Annotated in this window: 23 protein-coding genes; 11 read left to right on the forward strand and 12 right to left on the reverse strand. The window is 65.6% G+C overall.

Going from position 1 to position 22,419, the window contains the following annotated elements:
• Positions 1-137 precede the first annotated feature (137 nt).
• The 5 genes from C8271_RS08175 to C8271_RS08195 are packed head-to-tail and all read left to right on the forward strand — an operon-like array spanning position 138 to position 3,982.
• Positions 138-1,367 (forward strand): metal ABC transporter substrate-binding protein, encoded by a 1,230-nt coding sequence (locus C8271_RS08175; RefSeq protein ID WP_106506887.1) that lies wholly within the window; start codon positions 138-140, stop codon positions 1,365-1,367.
• Positions 1,364-2,125: a metal ABC transporter ATP-binding protein gene (locus C8271_RS08180; protein WP_106506888.1), complete on the forward strand. Its 762-nt coding sequence runs from the start codon at positions 1,364-1,366 to the stop codon at positions 2,123-2,125. Before C8271_RS08175 ends, C8271_RS08180 begins: the two co-directional genes overlap by 4 nt.
• Positions 2,122-2,985: a metal ABC transporter permease gene (locus C8271_RS08185; RefSeq protein ID WP_106506889.1), complete on the forward strand. Its 864-nt coding sequence runs from the start codon at positions 2,122-2,124 to the stop codon at positions 2,983-2,985. Before C8271_RS08180 ends, C8271_RS08185 begins: the two co-directional genes overlap by 4 nt.
• A gap of 50 nt (positions 2,986-3,035) precedes the next feature.
• Positions 3,036-3,449 carry a Fur family transcriptional regulator gene (locus C8271_RS08190; protein ID WP_106506890.1) on the forward strand — a complete coding sequence of 138 codons (414 nt, stop codon included), beginning with the start codon at positions 3,036-3,038 and terminating at the stop codon, positions 3,447-3,449.
• A complete protein-coding gene (locus C8271_RS08195) occupies positions 3,449-3,982 on the forward strand; it encodes a DedA family protein (RefSeq protein WP_245921186.1) in 534 nt (177 codons plus the stop codon). The genes C8271_RS08190 and C8271_RS08195 overlap by 1 nt, the downstream gene beginning before the upstream one ends.
• 72 nt (positions 3,983-4,054) lie before the next feature.
• Here C8271_RS08195 and C8271_RS08200 read toward each other — a convergent pair whose 3' ends face one another.
• From C8271_RS08200 to C8271_RS08210, 3 genes are all read right to left on the reverse strand, one after another.
• Complete coding sequence (locus tag C8271_RS08200) at positions 4,055-4,924, reverse strand: isoprenyl transferase (RefSeq protein WP_106506892.1); 870 nt, start codon at positions 4,922-4,924, stop codon at positions 4,055-4,057.
• A gap of 109 nt (positions 4,925-5,033) precedes the next feature.
• Positions 5,034-5,765, reverse strand: coding sequence for a DNA repair protein RecO (gene recO, locus C8271_RS08205; protein ID WP_170957834.1), 732 nt, complete (start codon positions 5,763-5,765; stop codon positions 5,034-5,036).
• 75 nt (positions 5,766-5,840) lie between these two features.
• Entirely contained in the window at positions 5,841-6,434 is a 594-nt protein-coding gene (locus C8271_RS08210; protein ID WP_106506894.1) for a hypothetical protein, read from the reverse strand.
• A 75-nt stretch (positions 6,435-6,509) separates the two neighbouring features.
• Between C8271_RS08210 and C8271_RS08215 the strand changes: the two genes are divergently transcribed.
• Positions 6,510-7,583: an EamA family transporter gene (locus C8271_RS08215; protein ID WP_170957835.1), complete on the forward strand. Its 1,074-nt coding sequence runs from the start codon at positions 6,510-6,512 to the stop codon at positions 7,581-7,583.
• A gap of 58 nt (positions 7,584-7,641) precedes the next feature.
• Here C8271_RS08215 and leuA read toward each other — a convergent pair whose 3' ends face one another.
• The gene (gene leuA, locus C8271_RS08220; RefSeq protein ID WP_106506896.1) at positions 7,642-9,435 is read right to left on the reverse strand and encodes a 2-isopropylmalate synthase; all 1,794 of its coding nucleotides are present in this window, start codon (positions 9,433-9,435) and stop codon (positions 7,642-7,644) included.
• Positions 9,436-9,679: 244 nt separating this feature from the next.
• On the opposite strand from leuA, the gene C8271_RS13705 reads away from it, so the two are divergent.
• Together C8271_RS13705 and C8271_RS08225 are read left to right on the forward strand one after the other, a co-directional pair.
• Positions 9,680-10,543 carry a hypothetical protein gene (locus C8271_RS13705; RefSeq protein WP_138774543.1) on the forward strand — a complete coding sequence of 288 codons (864 nt, stop codon included), beginning with the start codon at positions 9,680-9,682 and terminating at the stop codon, positions 10,541-10,543.
• A gap of 262 nt (positions 10,544-10,805) precedes the next feature.
• Entirely contained in the window at positions 10,806-11,750 is a 945-nt protein-coding gene (locus C8271_RS08225) for an amino acid oxidase (RefSeq protein WP_106506897.1), read from the forward strand.
• A gap of 102 nt (positions 11,751-11,852) precedes the next feature.
• On the opposite strand, the gene era is transcribed toward C8271_RS08225, so the two are convergent.
• The 5 genes from era to C8271_RS08250 all read right to left on the reverse strand — a co-directional run bounded on the left by era (position 11,853) and on the right by C8271_RS08250 (position 16,054).
• Positions 11,853-12,800: a GTPase Era gene (gene era / locus C8271_RS08230; protein ID WP_245921048.1), complete on the reverse strand. Its 948-nt coding sequence runs from the start codon at positions 12,798-12,800 to the stop codon at positions 11,853-11,855.
• A complete protein-coding gene (locus C8271_RS08235) occupies positions 12,793-14,097 on the reverse strand; it encodes a hemolysin family protein (protein WP_106506898.1) in 1,305 nt (434 codons plus the stop codon). Before C8271_RS08235 ends, era begins: the two co-directional genes overlap by 8 nt.
• A 9-nt stretch (positions 14,098-14,106) precedes the next feature.
• Entirely contained in the window at positions 14,107-14,571 is a 465-nt protein-coding gene (gene ybeY / locus C8271_RS08240; protein ID WP_106506899.1) for an rRNA maturation RNase YbeY, read from the reverse strand.
• A gap of 62 nt (positions 14,572-14,633) precedes the next feature.
• Positions 14,634-15,698: a PhoH family protein gene (locus C8271_RS08245; RefSeq protein WP_170957837.1), complete on the reverse strand. Its 1,065-nt coding sequence runs from the start codon at positions 15,696-15,698 to the stop codon at positions 14,634-14,636.
• Complete coding sequence (locus C8271_RS08250; protein WP_106507969.1) at positions 15,695-16,054, reverse strand: histidine triad nucleotide-binding protein; 360 nt, start codon at positions 16,052-16,054, stop codon at positions 15,695-15,697. The genes C8271_RS08245 and C8271_RS08250 overlap by 4 nt, the downstream gene beginning before the upstream one ends.
• A 218-nt stretch (positions 16,055-16,272) precedes the next feature.
• On the opposite strand from C8271_RS08250, the gene C8271_RS08255 reads away from it, so the two are divergent.
• The 3 genes from C8271_RS08255 (at position 16,273) to C8271_RS08265 (ending at position 19,046) form a co-directional block, all read left to right on the forward strand.
• Positions 16,273-17,964, forward strand: a complete 1,692-nt coding sequence (locus C8271_RS08255; RefSeq protein ID WP_106506900.1) for an HNH endonuclease — start codon at positions 16,273-16,275, stop codon at positions 17,962-17,964.
• Between the two features lie 319 nt (positions 17,965-18,283).
• On the forward strand, positions 18,284-18,733 hold the full coding sequence (locus C8271_RS08260; protein ID WP_106506901.1) for a hypothetical protein: 450 nt from the start codon (positions 18,284-18,286) through the stop codon (positions 18,731-18,733).
• Position 18,734: 1 nt separating this feature from the next.
• On the forward strand, positions 18,735-19,046 hold the full coding sequence (locus C8271_RS08265) for a winged helix-turn-helix domain-containing protein (RefSeq protein ID WP_106506902.1): 312 nt from the start codon (positions 18,735-18,737) through the stop codon (positions 19,044-19,046).
• A gap of 22 nt (positions 19,047-19,068) precedes the next feature.
• Here the strand turns inward: C8271_RS08265 and C8271_RS08270 are convergent, their stop codons facing one another.
• The 3 genes from C8271_RS08270 to hrcA all read right to left on the reverse strand — a co-directional run bounded on the left by C8271_RS08270 (position 19,069) and on the right by hrcA (position 22,199).
• A complete protein-coding gene (locus C8271_RS08270; RefSeq protein WP_106506903.1) occupies positions 19,069-19,854 on the reverse strand; it encodes a 16S rRNA (uracil(1498)-N(3))-methyltransferase in 786 nt (261 codons plus the stop codon).
• A 13-nt stretch (positions 19,855-19,867) separates the two neighbouring features.
• On the reverse strand, positions 19,868-20,983 hold the full coding sequence (dnaJ, locus tag C8271_RS08275; protein ID WP_106506904.1) for a molecular chaperone DnaJ: 1,116 nt from the start codon (positions 20,981-20,983) through the stop codon (positions 19,868-19,870).
• Positions 20,984-21,197: 214 nt separating this feature from the next.
• Complete coding sequence (gene hrcA / locus C8271_RS08280) at positions 21,198-22,199, reverse strand: heat-inducible transcriptional repressor HrcA (RefSeq protein WP_106506905.1); 1,002 nt, start codon at positions 22,197-22,199, stop codon at positions 21,198-21,200.
• Positions 22,200-22,419: the final 220 nt, after the last annotated feature.

The following is a 22,419-nucleotide window of genomic DNA, read 5'->3' on the forward strand; positions in this document are numbered from 1 at the left end:
GTTTCTCCTGTCGACGGGCCGATCTCGATCCGCCTCAGCATATCCGCCCACTGAAACCCGCGTGAGAACAACCACGACCCGGTCATGAGAACAATTGTGGTTTGCATGCAGCTCTCGAGGTAGCGAGAATCATCGTCATGACTACAGCTCGTTCGTCTCATCGCGCTCGTGCGCTGTCCGCGGCCGCATCCCGTCCGCGTCCCTCACGCCGTTCGGTCCTGGGGGCCGCATCCTTCGGCTCGCTCGGCCTGGCGCTCGCGGCATGCGGATCCTCGGGCGGCGGCAGTGACGCCGATGGCGGCAAGCCCCGTGTGACCACGAGCTGTTACCCGATGGACTTCCTGGTGCAGCGCGTCGGTGGTGAGCACGTGGAGATCACGTCGCTCGCGAAGCCGGGCGTGGATCCCCACGGCCTCGAACTCTCGGTGCGAGAGGTCGCGGAGCTCGAGAAGTCCGACCTGATCCTGCAGATCCTGGGCTACCAGAACGCTCTTGACGATGCGATCTCGTCCCGGGGCCTGGAGAAGGCGGCGCTGGACGTCTCCACCGTAGTGGAACTGCTGCCGAACACCGGCGCCGATCATGACCACACCCATGACGGCGAATCATCGGATGATGGCGGAGAACACGACGAGCACGAGGGTCACGATCATGAGGGCCACGACCACGGCGATCACGACGAGCACGATCACGAGGGCCACGACCACGGCGATCACGACGAGCACGATCACGAGGACCACGATGATCACGCCCACGATGAGCATGATCACGGCGCGTCCGATAGCGGCGGCGATGATCACGAGGGCCACGACCACGACGGCCATGACCACGAGGGTCACGACCACGATCACGGCGCCTTCGACCCGCACATGTGGCACGATCCCGAGCTCATGGCACAGGTGGGCGAGGCGATCGCCGAGCGCCTGGGCACGCTCGTCCCCGAGCAGAAGCAGACCTTCACCGATGCCGCGAAGACGTTGCGCACCGAGCTCGAGGAACTGGATGCGGAGCTGAAGTCCGCCTTCGACGGCGCCTCCGGCTCGAAGACCTTCGTCACCAGTCACACGGCCTTTGCCTACCTGGCACATCGCTACAGCCTGCACCAGGTCGGCATTTCCGGGGTCGACCCGGAGACGGAGCCGTCACCCGCCCGTCTGCTCGAGGTCGAGAAGACTGTGAAGGATGAAGGCGTCAGCACGATCTTCTTCGAGACCACGGCATCACCCAAGGTCGCGGAGTCGCTCGCTGAGAATCTCGGCGTGACAGCGGAAGAACTCGACAACCTCGAGACGCAGCTGTCGCCCGATGCCGACTACCCTGCCGTCATGCGCCAAAACTGCGAGAAGCTCGTCGCGAGCTTCGGGTGACACGATCCGACGGTCCCGTCGTCGACCTTGAGCAGGTGCGGGTATCCCTCGGGGGAACCCGCATCCTGCACGGGATCGACCTGTCCGTCGCGCCCGGAGAGCTTCTCGCGCTGCTCGGCGCGAACGGCTCCGGCAAGTCGACGCTGCTGAAGACGATCGCCGGGGTCACCCCCGTCGAATCAGGCACAGCGCGTATGTTCGGGCAGGACGTGCGCCGTTCCCGCGCCCATGCACGCCTGGGCTATGTTCCGCAGGACCACCCCGAGGCAGGCTCAATCCCGACAACGGCACGAGAAACCGTCGCCGCCGGACTGCTGGGCCCCGGCTCCTGGTTCCTGCGCCCCCGTGATACCCGGGTCACGGACGCCCTCGAAGCCGTCCACATGCTCGATCTCGCATCCCGGCCCATCACCAAGATGTCGGGCGGCCAGCGTCGGCGCGTCATGATCGCCCGCGCTCTGGTGCGCAACCCTGAGCTGCTCATCCTGGATGAGCCGTTCTCCGGTATTGACCTCGACACGCAAGTCTCCATCGCGCAGCTGTTTAGAGACCTGTGGCTCAAGGGCACGACGATCATCGTCGTGCTGCACGAGCTGGGGCCGCTGGAAGCCGACATCACGCGCGCTGCTGTACTGGACCACGGCCGCCTGGTGCACGACGGGGATCCGGCGGATCGTCCGTTGCTGGACCCGGGCCATGACCACGGGCCCGCCACCCCGATCGACGACTGCATCGGCCAGGAGATCCACCCCGCATGATTCCCGATCTCTCACTCATGACGTCGGATATCGTCCGGTACCCGCTGATCATCGCCGTCCTCATTGGACTCACGGCGCCGGTGGTCGGCACGTTCCTCGTGCAGAAGCGGCTCTCACTGCTGGGTGACGGGCTCGGCCATGTGGCCCTGACCGGTGTCGCACTCGGTTGGCTGGTGGGCGCCTGGACGACGGTCAGCCCGATGGATGCCTTCGCGATTCCGGGCGCGCTGTTGGCGTCCATCGTCGGTGCTCTCGCGATTGAGTATGTGCGCGAGGTGGGGCACACGAGCCGTGACGTGGCGCTCGCGATCCTGTTCTACGGCGGTATCGCGGGCGGTGTGGTGATCATCCAACTGGCTGGCGGAACATCGCAGAACCTCATGGGGTATCTCTTCGGCTCGCTTTCGACCGTGACACGCTCGGATCTGTGGATCGCACTGGTTCTTGCGGCCGTGGTGATGGTGATCGGCGTCGGCATGACGGGGCTGCTCAGCGCGGTCACCACCGACGAGGAGTTCGCCCGCGCCTCCGGGCTGCCGGTGCGGCTGGTGAACGTGCTGATCGCTGTGATCGCTGCGCTCACCGTCACGCTCGCCATGCGGATCGTCGGCGCCCTGATGGTCTCGGCGCTGATGATCGTGCCGGTCGCTGCCGCGCAGACGATGGTGGTGGGCTTCCGACGCACCATGCGCACCGCGATGCTGATCGCGGTGGTGTGCGCTGTGGTGGGCCTGACCGTCACGGTGTACGTGGACCTGCCGCCGGGTGGTGTGATCGTGCTGCTCACCATCGGCGTGTATGCCGTGGGGCTGATCGTTCGCGGGATCGTGGAGTCAGCCCGGCGTCTGCGCACACGCTGAGGAATCGGCCCGTCGGCCGTGTGATGCCCCGATGGGGGACAATGGGCCCCATGCAGCGCAACACTCGGCAGCGAGCCGCTCTTCTTGATGCCCTGTCCCGTCAGGACGATTTCCGTTCTGCTCAGCAGATCCACGAGCAGATGCGGTCCGAGGGCGAGACCGTGGGCCTGGCGACGGTCTACCGCAATCTGCAGACCCTCGCCTCGTCCGGCCGCCTCGATGTGCTGGTGAGCGCGGAAGGAGAGTCGCTGTACCGCCAGTGTGAGCAGGAGGGCCACCACCACCATCTGGTGTGTCGCGTGTGCGGCCGTACCGTGGAGTTTCTGGCACCGAAGCTCGAGGCTGCGATGACGGCGATCGCCCGCGAGCACGGTTTCACCGACCTCGACCATACGCTCGAGGTCTTTGGCCTCTGCCCTGAGCACTCGGAGTCGAACGAATCTGGTCAGGCTGAGACACCATGATGGAGTGGGTGCAGTCGCTCCCGCTCGTCCCCGCCATCGCGTTCCTGTACCTCGTGGTGCTGTTCCGGGCCGGCGGCACGTACGCGCTCGGGCGTGGTGCCCGTGCAGCGGTGGACCGCGGTCGCGTGGCGAGCTGGCTCGCGTCACCGCGTGTGGAGCGCGCGACCCGGATCGTGAACCGTTGGGGAGCGCCGGTGGTGGCGTTCAGTTTCCTCACGATCGGTTTCCAGACCGCCTGTAACGCGGCGGCCGGGCTCACCGGGATGCCTCTGAAGCGCTACCTGCCGGCCCTCGCGATTGGCGGTTTCTTCTGGGCGGTCATCTATGCGACTGTCGGCCTTGCGGCGATCATGCTGTGGGTCGAACTGTTCCTGCGCTCGCCGTGGGCTGCGGTCGCTGCTCTCGCGATCGTCGTGGTGCTGGTGGTTTTCTTGGTGAACACGCGGCGGCGCCATGGGTCTCTGGCTCCGACGGGCACCGGCGAGATTGAGGACGCCGACGCGGAGACAGACGTCGGCACGGCTGACCGCTGAGTTCGCGCCGCGCCCCTTCTCCTGCCCCGCAACCGTGCTCTACTGCGCACAGTTCCCCGGCGCTGCGCCGCCTTACTTCGCGTCGATGCTCCCCTGCGTCCTGTCGTCTCCCTGCTCCGCGCCACTCCCCTGAGCTGCGCCGTCTCCGTGCACCGCGCTGCTCCCCTGCGGCGCGTCGATCGCTCCGCCGTAGCGTCGGTCGCGTCGGGCGTAGTCGACGATCGCGCGCCACAGCACGCGTCTATCCACGTCGGGCCACAGCTCGGGCACGAACATGAGCTCCGCGTAGGCGGACTGCCACAGCAGGAAATTCGAGGTGCGCTGCTCACCGCTGGTGCGCAGGAACAGGTCGACATCCGGCATGTCCGGATCGATCAGGTGCCGGGCGAAGTCCGCTTCGCTGAGCCCCTTCCCGCTGATGCGTCCTGCTCGCACGTCGGCGGCGATGGAGCGCACAGCGTCAACGATCTCTGCGCGTCCGCCGTAGTTCACGCACATGTACAGCGTGAGCCGCGTGTTGCGGGCGGTGAGCCGCTCGGCCTCCTGCAACTCGCGGATCACCGATCCCCAGAGCCGCTGCGGTCGCCCGATCCACTTCACGCGCACGCCCCACGAGTTCAAGGTGTCGCGCTGCCGGCGCAGCACGGATCGTGAGAACCCCATGAGGAAACGCACCTCATCGGGTGAACGCTTCCAGTTCTCGGTCGAGAACGCGTAGGCGGACAGATGCGTGACACCGACGTCGATCGCGCCGGCCACCACGTCGAGCAACGCTGCCTCTCCGGCTTCGTGACCAGCTGTGCGCGGAAGCCCTCGCTGGTTCGCCCACCGGCCGTTGCCGTCCATCACCACGGCGACATGACGGGGCACGAGCCGGGCAGGAAGACGCGGCGCCGTCTCCCCGCTGGGATGCGGGAACGGGTCCTGGTACGCCTGGGGCATCAGTGGTCCTTCCGGTCTAAGGCGCGTCGGCTCTCGACGAGGTTCAGCGCTCGTGGCTCCTGGTCGATGCTGTCTACGGGCGAACTGGGTCGGCGATACCTGGCAACTCTCATCGTTCGACGTACCCGAGCGAGCGCACGGACCGCTCGAGATGCCAGGTGACAGTGTCGGCGATCAGGCGGCTGGCCTCGAGGGCGACAGTGTCGTCCGCAGTCACCACATTCTTCCAGTCCCCAGCGAGCAGGAAGACCAGGTGCTCGATCGCACTTTGCCTCACGGCCACTGCCCCGGGTCGACGACACGACGTGCAGACAAGTCCACCAGCGCGCACGTCGAAGGCGTGGTGGGGTCCGGGCGCACCGCAGGAGGCGCACATCCGCAGCTCAGGCGCCCATCCGGACAACGCGAGCGTGCGCAGCAGGAACGAGTCGAGCACGAGCGACGGCGCAATGGTTCCCTGCGACACGGTCCTCAGGGCGCCGACGAGCATGAGGAATCCTCGCTGGGAGGGGTCGACGGCATCCTCCGTGAGCCGGTCGGTGGTCTCGAGCATGGCGGTGGCTGCAGTGAAGCGCGCATAGTCGGTGCTGATCGCCTGCGCGAAGGCATCGATGGTGACCACCTGGGTGACAGTGTGCAGGCTGCGTCCGGCATGCAGTTGCACGTCGATCAGACCGAACGGTTCGAGCCGGGCACCGAAGCGGCTGCCTGTGCGACGTACCCCCTTGGCGACAGCACGCACCTTCCCGTGACGACGGGTGAGCAGGGTGATGATGCGATCGGCCTCACCCAGCGGATGGGTGCGCAGGACGAGTGCATCATCACGGTAGAGCTTCTGCATGATGGTCTGAGGTTAGTCCGACAGGGCCCTGCGGCGCTGCGTAGTGCGCGGAGCGTACCTCGATGTGCGGTGTCGTCAGCTATTGCGTGCCTCCCGGGCAGCGTCCACGAGCTCATAGTCCAACGCAGCGATCACGGCGCCCAGAATGATGCGGCGCAGCCAGGGGCGCGCGTCGGGGTCGAAAGAAACATGGCGGAGAAGCGAGAACGCATCCGGTCGGGCGATGCGGGCGGCGAGACGGTCCCGGTATGTGCAGTCGGACTGGCTGCGGAAGATGGTGGAGAACTGCATCTGGCTTCCATCCGGGAAGCTCACATTCAAGGCGTGATTCAGGGGTCCCCCGTAGTGGATCTGCACGATCCCCAGGGGCACGCCTGCGGCGTCCGACATCTCGTAATGAAGGCCAACGAAGGCCTGCTGGACGGGCAAAATGCGGACGAGCACTCGCTCATCGTCTGCAAGGAGGTCGAGAGGGCCGCGGGTGAAGAAGAGACCGCCAGAACCCGGACGCTGCACAGTCCGCGCGAGGACGTTTCCGTTCGGGTCCGTAACGATGAGCCCGTCTTTGAAGAACGATTTCTTGAACACCGCCACGGTCGCGGCAGTGAGCGCAGCGGGAACACCCGAAACGGAGTCAGCACGCTCGGGATGCGACGCAGGTTCCGTCATGGTTCTCTCCTCACGATGCGACCATCAGACATCAGTGTAAAAATGTTGACACTGGTTCCCTGTCACACTGACCTCATGTCCTCCTCGACCTTCTCGACTGCGACTCCCGGGACGACCGCCGGAACGAGCTCTGCGGTGCTGATGATCTTGGGCTCCTGTACCTCGTTGCAGTTCGGTGCCGCCATCGCGACGACTCTGTTTCCGGCGATCGGTCCAGCAGGAACAACGGCTCTGCGGCTGGGTTTCGCCGCACTGGTGCTGCTCGTGATTGTCCGACCGAAGGTGTGGTCGCTGACCCGGGAACAGTGGCTGGCGATCCTCGCTTTCGGCGCCGTGATCGGTCTGATGAACGGGTTCTTCTACGCGTCCCTCGCTCGGATCCCGCTGGGCACGGCGGTGGCGATCGAGTTCCTGGGACCGCTCACGGTGGCTGCGGTGCTGTCCACGAAGCGCACGGACCTGCTGTGGGTGGCGCTGGCGCTGCTCGGCGTGAGTCTGTTCGGGATGGAGTCTGCACTCGGCCTGGGCGAGCTGGATCTGCTGGGTGTGCTGTTCGTGCTGATCGCAGCTGTGTTCTGGGGCCTGTACGTGGTCACGTCGGCGAAGGTGGGCCAGATCGTGCCGGGGCAGACGGGCCTGGCCCTGGCGATGGCGATCGGCGCGCTCACGGTACTGCCGTTCGGTGCGTCGGGGGCGTGGCAGGGCCTGGTCTCTCCTCGGCTTGCCGTGGCGGCGTTCGGCACGGCGGTCCTTGCCTCCGTGCTCCCGTACACATTGGAGCTGTCGGCGCTGCGCCGTCTCCCCCGTCACGTCTTCGGGGTGCTCCTCAGCCTGGAGCCCGCGATCGCTCTGCTAGCCGGCGTCCTGCTGCTCTCACAGGGTGTGACTCTTCTGCGTGTACTGGCGACCGTCCTGGTTGTGGTGGCGAGCGCCGGTGTCACTCTGACCGCCCGCCGCACCGCTGAGGATCATCCCACCGAGCCGGAGCATCCCGGCCTGCAGGACATCCCTGTCGCTACCCATGCGACGGTGACCGGTGAGATCCCGGCGCTGACCGCCGAACAGCTGGGGCTGACCGAGGAGTTCGAGGATCGAGAATCCCTCGATGGCGCTGACAATGCCGGCCTGAGGGAGCCAGGGCCGCAATGACCGACGGCGGCGCCCCCGTGGGCACGCCGCCGTCGGCCTGTCCTGACGTGGTGACGGGTCAGCCTCGCAGATCGATGCCCGCCCGGTGGGCACGGTTCATCGCGGAGACGATCGCCTCGAGCGAGGCGCGCGTGATCGAGCCGTCGATGCCCACGCCCCAGAAGATCCGTTCACCGATCTCACATTCGATGTAGGCGGCCGCGAGCGAGTCGTCTCCTTCTGTCAGCGCGTGCTCGGCGTAGTCCAGGATCCGTACCTGTACCTGCTGGGCCGCGAGGGCACGCACGAAACCATCCAGCGGGCCGTTGCCCAGGCCAGTGATTTCCCGCTCCTGACCGCCGACGATGAGCTGCACGGTGATCTGGTCGCTGCCTTCGCCCTGGGATACCTGCTGTACCCCGCGGAAGCCATAGTGGCCCCAGCGCTTGGACGCATCTTCGTTCTCCAGGTACTCGTCGACGAACGCGTCCCACAGTTTCTCGGGCGCGACCTCCCCGCCCTCCGCGTCGGTGAGGGTCTGGATGATGGTGGAGAACTCGATCTGCAGGCGGCGCGGCAGGTCTAGCCCGTGCTCGGTGCGCAGCAGGTAGGCCACGCCGCCTTTCCCGGACTGCGAGTTCACGCGGATCACGGCTTCGTAGGTACGGCCGATGTCCTTGGGGTCAATCGGCAGGTAGGGCACCCGCCAGATCATCTCGTCACGGGAGACGCCGGCCGTGAGGGCGTCCGCGTCCATGCGCTCAAGGCCCTTCTTGATGGCGTCCTGATGGGAGCCGGAGAACGCGGTGAATACGAGGTCGCCGCCGTACGGGCTGCGCTCAGGAACCGACATCTGGTTGCAGTGCTCGACGGTGCGGCGCACCTCGTCGAGGCGCGAGAAGTCGATCTGTGGGTCGATGCCCTGACTGAACATGTTCAGCCCAAGGGTGACCAGGTCAACGTTGCCGGTGCGCTCACCGTTGCCGAAGAGGCAGCCTTCGATGCGATCAGCACCGGCCAGGTAGCCGAGCTCGGCTGCTGCTACACCGGTGCCCCGATCGTTGTGGGGGTGCAGGCTGAGCACCACAGCCTCGCGGGAGTCCAGGTGCCGGTGCATCCATTCGATCGAGTCGGCGTACACGTTCGGTGTGGCCATCTCGACCGTGGCAGGCAGGTTGATGATGATCGGGTTCTCAACGGTCGGTTTGACGACGTCGATCACCGCGTTGCACACCCGCAGCGCGTACTCGAGCTCTGTGCCTGTGTAGGACTCGGGCGAGTATTCGTAGGTGATGCGTGTATCCGGGATGGACTCTTCGTACTTCTTGCACAGAAGCGCGCCCTGCACGGCGATGTCGAGCACCTGGTCCTCATCGGCACGGAAGACGACGTCGCGCTGCACGACGGACGTGGAGTTGTAGAAGTGGACGATGGCGTTCTTCGCCCCGGCGATCGCCTCGTAGGTGCGTTCGATCAGGTGCTCGCGGCACTGGGTGAGGACCTGGATGGAGACGTCGTCGGGGATGCGGTCCTGCTCGATGAGCGCACGCACGAAGTCGAAGTCGGTCTGGGAGGCAGACGGGAATCCGACTTCGATCTCCTTGTACCCCATCGACACAAGCAGCTCGAACATGCGCATCTTGCGCTCGGAGTTCATCGGGTCGATGAGCGCCTGGTTGCCGTCGCGCAGGTCGACCGCGCACCAGCGGGGTGCTTTCTCGATGCGCTTGGTGGGCCACGTGCGGTCCGGGAGATCCACCGGGATCTGCTCGTGGTAGGGCAGGTACTTGTGGATCGGCATGCCGGAGGGCTGCTGCGGGCCGCCGTGGCCAGTGGGCGTCAGCTGCGTGGGGGCGTCAGTCGTGTGCTGCATCAGTGAGGATCCTCCGATTCCGAGTAGAACCACTGAGCCAACACTACGGGTCGGGACTGCTCCTGGCGCACCTGGCCACGGGTCGACCCACGCCAGGGTTCCTGGCCCACCGGGAGTGTGATGCCGGAGCGAGAGCCGTGCATGCTCCGTGAGCACGACGATGCAACAGTCTCCGGACGAAGGGAGGGAAGCGAGGTTGCCCACAGCCCTATGCACCGGACAGTCACATCGGTATGCTGGCCGCATGAAAACAGTTGATCGCCGGACTCTTGTGCGCGGAGCTGGCTGGGCTGTTCCCAGCGTCGTCGTCTCGACAGCCGCACCTGCGTATGCGGCATCGAGCTGCACCCCATCCCTCGAGGCCCCCGCCTCCGCTAACTACAACTGGGGGCTCCCCTACGAGAAGCGTGAGAGCGCGACAACCACGGATCAAACGTTCCTCTTCTACGGCTGGATCAACCTCGCCAATCTTCCCGCCGATGCTCAGATCACCAGCATTCGCTACGAATACTGGATTCAGCAACGCGACGAGGGCGCAACAACTAACGGAGTGAGCGGCGCCAATGGCCCCGGCGCATTCGATCCGGGAAACCGCTACTCCAGCCTGAAGAATTCATGCAAGATAAGCTACTCCTCCATATCCTCCTGCAGCTACCGCGGTCTCACCGGACCCCTTTCACATCCTACAGGATCCTCATATAAGCCTAACGGAGGCGTGGCCAGCAGAATCTTCACCACCGGAACCTCGTCTGCGGGCGTTACAGCGGCGTGGCAGGACCACACGTTCCGTCTCCTGAATAACCGCACCGCAACCACCAAGGCTTGGCAATTCACCTTCACCGGGGACCCAACGGTGGCAACGAGCCTTCTTAAATCAGATCCGGCAACCGGTTGCAAATCCCTACCCCGGGAACAATCAACCCCCCAGTTCACGGTAAAGTACGCCAACGTGCCCCTGCCCCCGAACTCGGTTCGCACGATCTACTTGGATCGCACCGCTTACGTCACGTACACCTCGGGCGGGCGGACATATCAGCTCGATTCCTATTGGGGAAACACCTACCTGTGCGATTCTTCAGGATCCCAGGGTGGGGTTAATCGCTGCTAAGACACTGACCCCGATTCCATAGCGCAGCGCTCACGGTCTTTTCGCACCGGCTGATGTGCCATCCAAAGATAATCAGCGGGAGCATTCCAGTCTCCTGGCGGCCATCGGACACCACGGCGCTGCGATCCCCGGCGGCCCTGCTCACCCCACGGCGTCGATGCGCTGGCGTGTGGCGACCTAATGCAATAGTTCCCGTGCCGATCTGGTCAACGAACCGGCCCGTAGCCACCAGACCCCTCGGTCACATTTGTAGTCTGTCAGCATGAAGACAGTTGATCGCAGAACGCTTGTCCGCGGCGCCGGCTGGGCTATCCCCAGCGCGATCGTCGCATCCGCAGCGCCGGCATTCGCGGCGTCGCCCGTCAAGTCCTCCGGGGAGTATGGACTCTTCGTGTCGACCCAGTACAACGGGTCCTACATCGGCTATAACGGGGCTAACGACACGGGAACCACACGCCCTACGTCTCCGACCGCGTACTTCGACGCCGTCAAGTCCGGTCGTAGCCCGGAAAGCGATGTCCGCTGGGACGACGGCAACAACTGCATGACAGATAGTGGCGAGTTCATCGTGAACGGCGAAGGATCCTTCACCCCCGTCGCTAACTCAGCATCCGGCGCGGACGGCAGCTACGTGTCAGGCTCCGGTTTCTGGTGGTCGGTGCCCACCACCAAGCCCGCTACCGGCACGGGGTACATCCCAAACTCAACAGCGACCCTCCAGAATGGCGCCACCTTCGTCACCCAGATCGAGGTCGTCCTCCCTAAGCACCCCCAAGCGCGGTATACAGCGGAGAACATCATGATTGACGGGAAGACGTGGAACAAGCAGTTGACGGGCAGACGCGACACCGTGAAGAACAGGGGAGCGACCTACCTGGAGAGTCAGGGCGTCAAGGGAAACTGGTCGCTGACGAAGCCCACGATTACCGAACGCCCCGATGGAGGTCTTCTCGTCACGGGCACTCTCACGTACACGACAACAGAGAGCTTCACCGTTACGCAGAAGGGTAAAAGGCAGTACGGCCAGGTGGAGATCATGCCGGGCAGCATCGAGGTCTTCCCCGGCTATGGCTGGACCTCCTTCACGCTGACATCGTCCGTGAAGTCCGCCACGATCACCTACACGCAGCCAGCCGGATCGCCGTCGTCGACGACACTCAGCAACCAGCTTCTGACGACGGCCACACTCACGAACCGCACGTGCTGACGCTCTTCGCGGTGTCGCACCACCTCGGTGCCGAGCGCAGCTGACGATCACGGTTACAGCGGCGCGCCTGGCCCTCGCGAGCTCAGGCGCGCCGCGTCATGTTCACCAGCCCAAACGGCCCAGCTGCTTCGGGTCACGCTGCCAGTCCTTGGCAACCTTCACTCGCAGGTCGAGATGCACTGTACGGCCAAGCAGGCGGTTGATCTCCGCGCGAGCGGCAGACCCCACCTCCTTCAGCCGCGAGCCGCCCTTGCCGATGATGATGCCCTTCTGTGATTCACGCTCCACGAAGAGATTCGCGCGTACCACAAGCCGTCCTGCGCCGGGCTCGACCTCAGCGAACGGGTCACCGTCACGCGCCTGCTCGGTGACCTCCTCGACCACCACAGCGATCGAGTGCGGCAGCTCATCGCGTACGCCCTCGAGGGCCGCCTCACGGATCAGCTCCGCAATGCGATCATCCCGTGACTCTTCTGTGAGCTGATCGTCCGGATACAGCTGCGGCCCCTTGGGCAGGTGTGAGACCAGCACATCCACCAGGACTCCGACCTGCGTGCCCGTCACTGCGCTGATCGGCACGATGTCGTCGAAGTCCAGCAACTGGTCAACGGCCAACAGATGCGCAGCCACCTCATCGCGGGAGACAAGATCGCATTTGGTCACGATCGCCACTACACGCGGGCCCCGCCGGCCCTGACGCATCTCCTGCAGATCCTGCGCGATGAACCGATCCCCCGGCCCGATCTTCTGATCTGCTGGCAGGCAGAACCCGACCACGTCGACCTCCGCGAGGGTCTCACGCACCAGGTCGTTCAGGCGCTCCCCGAGCAGAGTGCGCGGACGGTGCACACCCGGGGTATCCACAAGCACCAGCTGGGCGTCCTCACGGGTGAGGATTCCGCGGATCGCGCGTCGCGTCGTCTGCGGCTTCGAGGAGGTGATCGCCACCTTCTCCCCCACCAGGGCATTCGTCAGCGTCGATTTGCCAACGTTCGGCCGGCCCACGAGCGCCGCGAACCCTGAGCGGTGCACTGCCATCTCGTCAGTCATCGTCGTCCTCATCCTCGGCATCGTCGTCCTCACGCGGTGTACGCGAGACGAGCAGCGTAGACAGTTGCTTGCGGCGCCCCGAGAAGCGCTCTGCCTCCAGGTGCAGCCCAAGAATGTCGCCTTCGGCGCCTACGATCGGCACCCGTTCGAGCACCTTCCCCAGCAGGCCACCCACCGTGTCGACGTCGTCGTCTTCGATGTCGAGCCCGAACAGCTCGCCGACCTCCGACACGGACGTGCGCGAGGGCACCCGGAACACGCCGTCGCCCAGATCCTCGATCTCCGGCTCCGAGCGATCGTGCTCGTCGGCGATCTCACCGACGATCTCTTCGATGATGTCTTCGATCGTGGCGATGCCGGACACGCCGCCGTACTCATCCACGAGCACCACGATGTGCACGCGGGAGGTCTGCATCGAGCGCAGCACATCGTCCGCTGGGACGAACTCCGGGACAAACCGTGCAGGCCGCATGATCTCTGTGACCGGGCGGTCCGGTCGCGGATCCCACGGGGAGTGGATCACACGGGTGACGTCTTTGACGTACAGCATGCCCAGGAGATCGTCGACGGTCTCCCCCACCACAGGGATCCGCGAGTAACCGGAGCGCACGAACAGGCGCATCGCCTTCTCTGCTGTCGCCGTGGAGCTGATGGTGATCATGTCCGTGCGCGGCACCATCACCTCGCGGATCAGCATGTCACCCAGATCGAACACGCCGCGAATCATGTCGCGCTCATCGAGCTCGATGTGGTCGTTCTCCATGGCGCGATCCACACTCTGTCGCAGTTCAGCTTCCGTGGCGAACGGCCCACCGCTGACCTTTCCACCCGGGGTGAAAGCGGAGCCGATGTGGATCAACAGCCGGGAGGGCGGGCCCAGAAGGACGCGCGTCACGCCGATGAGACCCGACAGGCCCGTAGCGACGGCTTCGGGCCGACGTCGGCCGATGGTGCGCGGTGAGACAGACATCCAGATGAATGACGCGACGCCCGCGATGGCGATCGACACCAGAGTCGGCAAGACCCAGCCGTCAATCCGCTCGAACACAATGGCGGTGATCGCCACGGCCATGAGCGCCTCGGACATCACCCGGCCCAGGCTGATCGCTGCCATGGTGCGGTTGGCATCATCGTGCTGGTGCAGCACGCGGCGGCGCAGACGCTCGGGTGTGTCAGACAGTGCGCGCTCGAGACCACCACGGGAGTTCCACAGCAGTGCCGCTTCAGCAGCGGTGAGCAGAGCCCCAAGCACCATACCCAGGACTGCTAGAGGGATGAGGACGAACAGTTCACTCATGGGCGGGGGTCAGCTTTTCCCGTCGCGGGAGGCCAGGAAGGTCAGAAGCAGCTTGCGCTGCAGGTCAAACATGACCCGACGCTCTTCTTCTTCGGCGTGATCGAAGCCGAGCAGGTGGAGAATCGAATGGACTGTGAGCAGCAGCATCTCTTCGGCGGCACCGTGCCCGGCCCCACGGGCCTGGCGCGCTGCCACCGCCGGACAGATCACCACATCGCCCAGCAGACCCTCCGGTGCCGGGTCGCTCGGGCTGCCGGGACGAAGCTCGTCCATGGGGAAGCTCAGCACATCCGTCGGCCCCGGCTCATCCATCCATTTCACGTGCAGGTCCGTCATGGCCTGCTCATCCACGAACAGGATCGACAGTTCGGTGCGCGGGTTCAGGTGCATCGCGTCGAATACGAAGCGGGCGAGTTCGACGAACTCGTGCTCGTCCACGCGGGCAGTGGTCTCGTTGCGAATCTCGATCGTCATCGTCGGCTCATTCTCCTGGCCCTGTGATCGCTATCGGGCGGTGGTGCTCGTCCATCAGCCGGTCATGCCCCCTGGCGCCGACGGGAATCGCGATTGCCACTCGGGCCGATCTCCCAGCGGCCGTATGCCTCGACGATGTCGGATACCAACCGGTGTCGCACGACGTCGCGGGGTGAGAGTCGGCAGAAGGAGATGTCATCGATCCCAGAGAGCACCTGCTCCACCACCCGCAGGCCGGAACGCTGCCCCGTCGGCAGATCCACCTGCGTCACATCACCGGTGACCACCATCGTCGAGTTGAAACCTAAACGGGTCAGGAACATCTTCATCTGTTCGGGCGTGGTGTTCTGCGCCTCGTCGAGGATGATGAACGCATCATTCAGCGTGCGGCCGCGCATGTACGCCAGGGGCGCCACCTCGATCGTGCCTGCTCCCATCAGCCGAGGGATCGAATCGGGATCGAGCATGTCGTGCAGCGCATCGTAGAGAGGCCGCAGGTAGGGGTCGATCTTCTCGTTGAGGCCACCGGGCAGGAAACCGAGCCGCTCCCCTGCCTCGACTGCGGGCCGGGTCAGGATGATGCGGTTGATCTGCTTGTCCAGCAGTTGCCGCACCGCCATCGCCACAGCCAGGTAGGTCTTGCCAGTGCCTGCCGGGCCGATTCCGAAGGTAATGGTGGAGGACTCGATCGCCTCGATGTAATTCTTCTGGCCGAGCGTCTTGGGGCGGATGGTGCGTCCGCGGGCAGACAGCACGGTCCGTGAGAGCACCTGCTCGATTTTCTGGCCGTGGGCGCGGTCATCGCCGTAGAGGTTTGCTGCGCGCTGCACGGCTTCGGCGGTGACAGCCTGACCGGTGGCAGCCAGTTCGATGAGGGAGCGCATGATGTGCTCGGCGCGGTGCAGCGCCTCGTCGGTCCCGCGCAGAGTGACTTGGTGCCCGCGCACGTGCACATCGGTGTCGGGGACGACATCCTCCAGGGCCGCGAGAGCCTGGTCGTTCTCGCCGAGCACCTGGAAAGGGCTGAGGTGGTCGGGGATAGCCAGGCGCCGTTCGAGCACCTCCGGGGTCGTGCCAGGGGCGGGTGTGACGCCCGGGGTTCCGCGATCGTTCACGGGTTCGGTCACAGTGCTCCTTCTGCGAGCTCGCCGCCCGCGAGAACGTGTGCGTGCACGTGGAAGACGGTCTGGCCAGCGCCGGCGCCGGTGTTGAAGATAAGACGGAAGTCGCCATCCGCGTTCTGGTCGGCAACCGACGCGGCGGTGCGGGTGACATGGGCGAGCAGTTCGGGGTCGTCGGAGAGGTCACGTACGTCGCGTGCATGGGTACGCGGCACCACGAGTGCGTGCAGGGGCGCCTGGGGGTTCAGGTCGCGAAAGGCGATCACCTGGTCGTCTTCATGCAGGCGGTCCGACGGGATCTCGCCCGCGACGATCTTGCAGAAGACGCAGTCCGGGTCCCGCTGATCAGTCGTGGCAGTCATGGGAGCCAGTCTACGCAGGGCCGACGGCATGGCGGGGAAGGGCTTCGCCCGTCGTTTGTCAGACCCCCGTCTCACACTGGAGCGAACGGAACCGCCCCAGCCCCGTCGTTTGTCGGATCCCCACCTCACGCTGGAACCAGCCCAACCAACTACACCCTTCGTTTGTCAGACCCCTCGTGAAGGATTGAGGGCATGAGACGAGCACCGAGAGAAAGGAGATGATCGCCGTGGTCATGCGCACCGACGGCACGCGTATCTGGCGCGAGCCCGATTCCACAGCGACGTCTGCTGATCTGCTCGCGCTCGTAGAGGATCTCGACGCGCTGAGCCGCCAGATCGATGCCATGCGCACGCTAGCGGAGGTTTCATACCGCCGTGCGCAGATCTCCGAGCGCGCACGTCGCGGCGTGCCTGTTCGGGAACGAGACAAAGGCATTGCCGACGAACTGGCCATGGCCAAAGGCACGAGCCCGCACAGGGAGGCGCACGACCTCACGGTGCGCAGTGTTCTGGTCGAATCGCTTCCACACAGCTTCGAGCACGTGCTCGCCGGGAAGGCACGAGTGACCACCGCAGAGAAGGTCGCGCAGGTCGCCGTCACGCTGAGTGATGCCGACCGTCACGCGCTCGACGCCGAGATCGCCGGCGATCTGCCGCACCTGAGCCCTCGCGCTGCGCAGGGGCGCGCCCGGCGCGTGGCCGATCGCCTCGACCAACGAGCCGCCCTGTTACGCCTGAAGGGCCTCGAGCAGCAACGGCACGTCAGCATCCGCCCCGTGCACGAGGGAATGGTCCGCCTCTCCGCTCTGCTGCCGACTGCTACCGGTGTCACGGCCTACACCGCTCTGGCTCAGCACGCTGATTCGCAGCGTGCCGCTGGCGAGCAGGGGACGCGCGGGCAGATGATGGCCGATGAGCTTGTCCATCGGCTCACTGGCGGCACGGGAGCTCAGGGGGCCACCATCGAGGTCCAGCTGCTGATGACGGACCGCACGCTTCTGACAGGCGGCTCAGACCCCGGCGTGCTGCAGGGAATGCCTGTTCCCGGCGAGGTCGCTCGCCACCTGGCGCTCGGCGCTGCCCCGGCTGAATCCTCGACGAACGTCGTCTCGATGGACAACCGTGCCAACTCCACGCCGTCCACGTCCGATCGGACATCTCCTGCAGGTAGTTCACCCGCCAGCAGCGAACGCGAACCCAAGCCCCTCACGATTGATGACACCGCTGGAGAGAGGTTCATTCGACGCCTCTACGCGGACCCGGTCACGGGCATCCTTCGCGGCTTCGAGTCGCGCCGTCGCGCTTTCTCGGGTGCTGCACGCGGGTTCATTCTGGCGCGTGACCAGCATTGCCGCATGCCGATGTGCGACGCACCGATCCGACACATCGATCACGTCACCCCGTACAGTCGCGGCGGCTCGACATCGTCGACTAACGGCGTTGGGCTGTGCGAGCGGCACAACTACACCAAGGAAGCCGACGGATGGACTGCGCACATCGACGCACGCGACGCAACACCTGAGCGCACCGATTCTGGGCACACCGATCACGAGTTCGTGGTCACGGGACCTTCGGGAATCACTCGCTCCTCGAAGCCGCCCGATCTGCGAAGCGTGGTCGGAAGACCGATCACCAGTGCCGACACTCCCCTGCATGCCTCCACGGACTCGGGCGCGGGTGCACGCGGTGCGCACAACACGTCGCCTCCACCACCGCATGAGTCCGAGGTACCGTCTGCAACCCTTAGCGCGGACCGTGACCCCGACGTCGATCCGACACCTGACGGTCCGCCGTGGCTGCCGGATGACGTCTTCATCGACGACCTGAACATCGACGTCGACGACGTGAAGCCCGATGACGTCTCGTTCGAGGAATGGTTCGGCGTCGGGCCGCTCCCCCGGGCGGCCTGAGCCCCACGTGCGGGCGAGGCGAGGGAGGACCTGACCACGGGGCGGCCCCACGCCCCGGGCAGCTATCCCGCGGTCTGGTGTTTGCGGCCCGACTGCCAGGGGGCTGCCTTCGAGGCTGACTCGCCCCGGCGCAGAGGTGCGCACGAACCGCCGATAACTTTTCTCCCGAAACTACTTTCCTTCTCGTCAAGTACTTGCTAGCGTTAGTGCTGTCGCGGAGCCCACGGCTCCAGGCCCCGGGAACTGATCCCAGGCCCAGACCGATGACGCCGCAGCCCCCACATCGGGCTCGGGAAGCACTCACACGGAGGAGAGACAGATGACCACCAAAGACAGCGACGCCACCATGAGCCCGGCAGCAGCCGCCGAGCTCCTCGCGCAGGCCGACAAGGCCCGCACCTCGATCCCCGCGTCGATCCCCACCGCTGTCGTGACCCTCGGCATCCTGTGCGCGGTCGGCAGCTTCGGCAGCCTTACCTTCGCCTTCGCGACACATGTGCCCACGCTCGGCGGCCTCGACACCCGCATCGCGGTCACCGTGCTTCTTGTGGCCTGGATTCTGGGCGCCGCCTTCATTCCCCTTGTCTTTCGCACACCCTGGCGCCACGGCCTCGCGGTTCGGTGGCTCATCTACATGGTCGCCTGGGCATTGCTATGGGGTGCGGCTCTATTTCTGCCGACGTCCCTGAGCATGTGGGTGAGCGCTCTGTTCATCTCACTGTTCGCCATCGCCTGCGGCATCGAAGCCAAGCGCGCACGGAAGGCCTGAGATGAGCACGAGCACCACGCATCCCCGCTTCCAACTGGAATCCGCTCTCGCCCACCCGGTGCGCTTCTCCCTCGTGGCCGCCCTCGCCGCCGTGGAGAAGCTCCCCTTCGGCGACCTGCGCGATCAGCTTGAAGTCTCCGACTCCGTCCTGTCCAAGCAGATCACCGAACTGGAAAGGTCCGGGTTCGTGAAAGTTCACAAGGGCTTCGTCGGCAAACGCCCACGCACCACCCTCAGCCTCACAACACAGGGCCGCTCCCGCTGGGAACGTCACCTGGAAGCGCTGCGCGAGATCGCCGGTTCAGCCGGCTGAGACCGCCGCCACGCCAGCCCCCTCAGTCCCAGCGGCCCACCAGTGCACAGAGCACGGAAAGGGCCGCTGGGCCTGCGGTTGAGGAGCGCAATACCTCGCGCCCCAGCAGAACACTGCGGGCGCCGGCCTGATGCAGGTCAGCGATCTCTGTCTCGCTCACACCACCTTCAGGGCCCACGATCACCGTGATCTCCGGGCAGTCAGCTGCGGTTTTCCGTAGCTGTTCAGCACGCGCCATCAACGTGGTGCTCTCCTGCTCATGCAGTACAAGTACCAATCCCCCGCTCGCGGTCCGGGCACGCACGTCGTCCACGAGCGCAGCGGAATTCACCGGCTGATCGACCGTCGGCACGCCCCGGCGGCGGCACTGCTTCACCGCGGCCCGCACCGTCGACTCCCATTTGGCGTGGCCTTTGCGCAGCTTCTCGCCCCGCCACACTGACACCGACCGCTGCGCGATCCACGGCGTGATCCGGTCCACGCCCAGCTCTGTTGCCGACTCGATCGCCTGCTCATCCCGGCCACCAGTGGCGAGCCCCTGCACAAGAGCAAGACGAGGAGTACGCGTCAGGGGCGGCAAGGGATCCAAGAGCAACTCACAGTCCAGCGTCTCCTTGTCCGCATCGACTACAAGCGCACGCGCTTGCCGCCCCGCAACATCGCCCAGCAGGACTTCCTCGCCCGCACTGATGCGCGCGACCTTCGCCGCATGGCGCCCCTCCGGGCCGTCAAGGGTCAGCACGTCACCCGCGCAGCTGTGGGCCAGGCGGTCGTCGTCAATCAGAAACGCAGCAGGAGTGGTAGGCATCGCTCAGTGCGCCTCACAGATCCCGGAAAGCGTCACGCAGCTTCGCGAACGGGCCCTGTCGACGACCCCGCGTCGTCTCATCCCCCCGCAATCGGGCGAACTGTTCTAGCAGCTCGCGCTCTTCCTCCGTCAGGCCCGTCGGCGTGAGCACCGCAAGCTTCACCCGCAGATCACCGCGCCGTTCGCGTCGCAGCGGCGTCACACCGAGCCCTCGCAGCTTCACTTCGTCACCGGTCTGCGCGCCTGGATCGATCTGCACCTGCTGTTCACCGTCGAAGGTTTCCAGCGGCACCGTCGTGCCGAGCGCTGCGGCCGTCATCGGCACGGTCAGGTGGGCCACGAGGTCATCTCCCTCGCGGGTGAAGATGTCGTGTTCGGCGACGGACAGCTCCACGAACAGGTCACCTGCGGGCCCGCCCGCTTCGCCCATTTCTCCCTGACCACGCAGCTGGATGCGGGTGCCGTGTTCAACGCCCGACGGGATCCGCACGGTGACGGTCTGATCCTGCGTCACGCGGCCATGCCCCTGGCAGGCGGTGCACGGCTGTTCGATCACATCGCCGTGCCCCTCACACGTCGGGCACGGCGCCATCGTCATCACCTGGCCGAGCAGCGACTGCGCCACCCGCTGCACATGACCGCTTCCCTGGCAGGCACTACAGGTACGAGTGCTCGTGCCGGGAGCGCAGCAGGATCCCTGGCAGGTCTCGCACAGCACGGACGTGCGGTAGGTGATCTCCTTCTCCGCCCCGAAGACCACGTCGCGTAGCTCGATCGCGACGCGCCGCAGGATGTCACCGCCACGCCGACGCCGAGGCTGGGGGCCCTGGCCGTGACCGCGCATGCCGGTGGCGCCCGCGAACATGTCGAAGATGTCAGCGAAATCGAAGCCGCCACCGCCGGGGAAGCCGCCCATGCCTGAGCCGCCGCCCATGTCGTACATTCGGCGCTTCTCCGGATTGGACAGAGTCTCGTACGCGTGCGAGATCGCCTTCAGCTTCTCCTGCGCTTCTGGATCCGGATTGATGTCCGGATGCAGGGCACGAGCCTTCTTCTGGTAGGCCTTCTTGATCTCGTCCTTGGTCGCGTCGCGGGAGACGCCCAGTAGGTCGTAGTAGTCCTCATTCACAGGTGGGAATCCTCAGTGCGGTGGTGGTGAGAAAAACGGACGGGTGGATTCTGGCCGGGGCGGACCCGGCAGTAAGGGGATGGGCCCCGGTTGTAGCCGGAGCGGCCCCAGCGGTGGCCGGGGCGGACCCGGTGGGAGCCAGAGCTGGTCACGTCATGGCACGGGCTGGTCACGTGGCGCCGCCGACCGATTCCTGTGCGCCACGGCGATGGCGTCATTCGAGGAACCTCGAGACATAGCGGGCCACTGCCTGCACAGTGGAGATGCCGGTGACGTAGTCCATCCGGGTCGGACCCAGAATCGCGATCTGGCTGCCCGGGCGATATCCGGCGCCGACGACGGCTGCCTGGTTGAGCACTTCATCGCGGATCTCGCGGCCGATTCGTACTTCCACGGTGCCCGGAGCAGCGTGCATCTCCGTGAACAAGCGCAGCAGCACGAGCTGCTCCTCAAGCACATCCAGCAGCGGCTCCACCTCGCGGGAGAAATCCACGGCGCTGCGGGCGATATTGGACGTGCCCGCCATAACGATCCGCTCCTGTGTGCGCTGTGCACCGAGACTGACGAGCGCGTCGGCGACCTCCGACGCGGCAGGCTGATCACGTTCCGGCAGGGTGGCCACGAGATCGGCGAGCGGGGCAGCCAGGTCGGTGACCGCGCAGCCACCGACGGCACGATTCACCTGGCCACGCAGCTCCTCGTAAAACGGGACCTCGCGCGCGGCGAGCAGCGGGATAGTGCGCTGATCCACACGCCCGGATTCAGTGATCATCACGACCAGCAAGAGCGAGTCGGCGACCTTCACCAGCTCCACGTGGCGCACGGTGGCTTGGCGGCGCACCGGGTACTGAACCATCGCAACCTGGTGTGTGAGCTGAGCGAGCAGACGCACGGTTCGGGTGAGCAGCTCATCCACGTCACCGGAGTCCTCGAGGAACGCCTGGATGGCGCGCCGCTCGGCTGCAGAGAGCGGTTTCACCGTCGCCACATGGTCCACGAAGGTGCGATATCCCTTATCGGTGGGCACACGCCCGGCGGACGTGTGGGGCTGGGTGATCAGGCCCTCGTCCTCCAACGCGGACATGTCGTTGCGCACGGTCGCTGCAGAGACGCCAAGATCGTGGCGCTCCAGCAGCGATTTGGAGCCGACGGGCTCGCGGGTGGCGACGTAGTCCTCCACAATCGCCCCGAGGATATGCAGTTTCCTCTCGTCCATGGCTCGTCACCTCCTCACGCTCGGCCGGGGACGTGTCGGCACGCTGTGCACGGTGGCGCACTGTGCACTATGGCGCCCGGAGCACGCTGGTACACCGTGCACGGCGCCCGGTGCACGGTGCCAGGTGCACAATGCACGGTGTCATGTGCACGATGCACGCAGGCGCAGGATGCGCGACGTGCGACGCCCGACGGGCCGCCCAGCGCCGATCACCACGTTG

It is taken from the genome of Brachybacterium timonense, assembly GCF_900258505.1.
GTDB classification, from domain to species: Bacteria; Actinomycetota; Actinomycetes; order Actinomycetales; family Dermabacteraceae; genus Brachybacterium; species Brachybacterium timonense.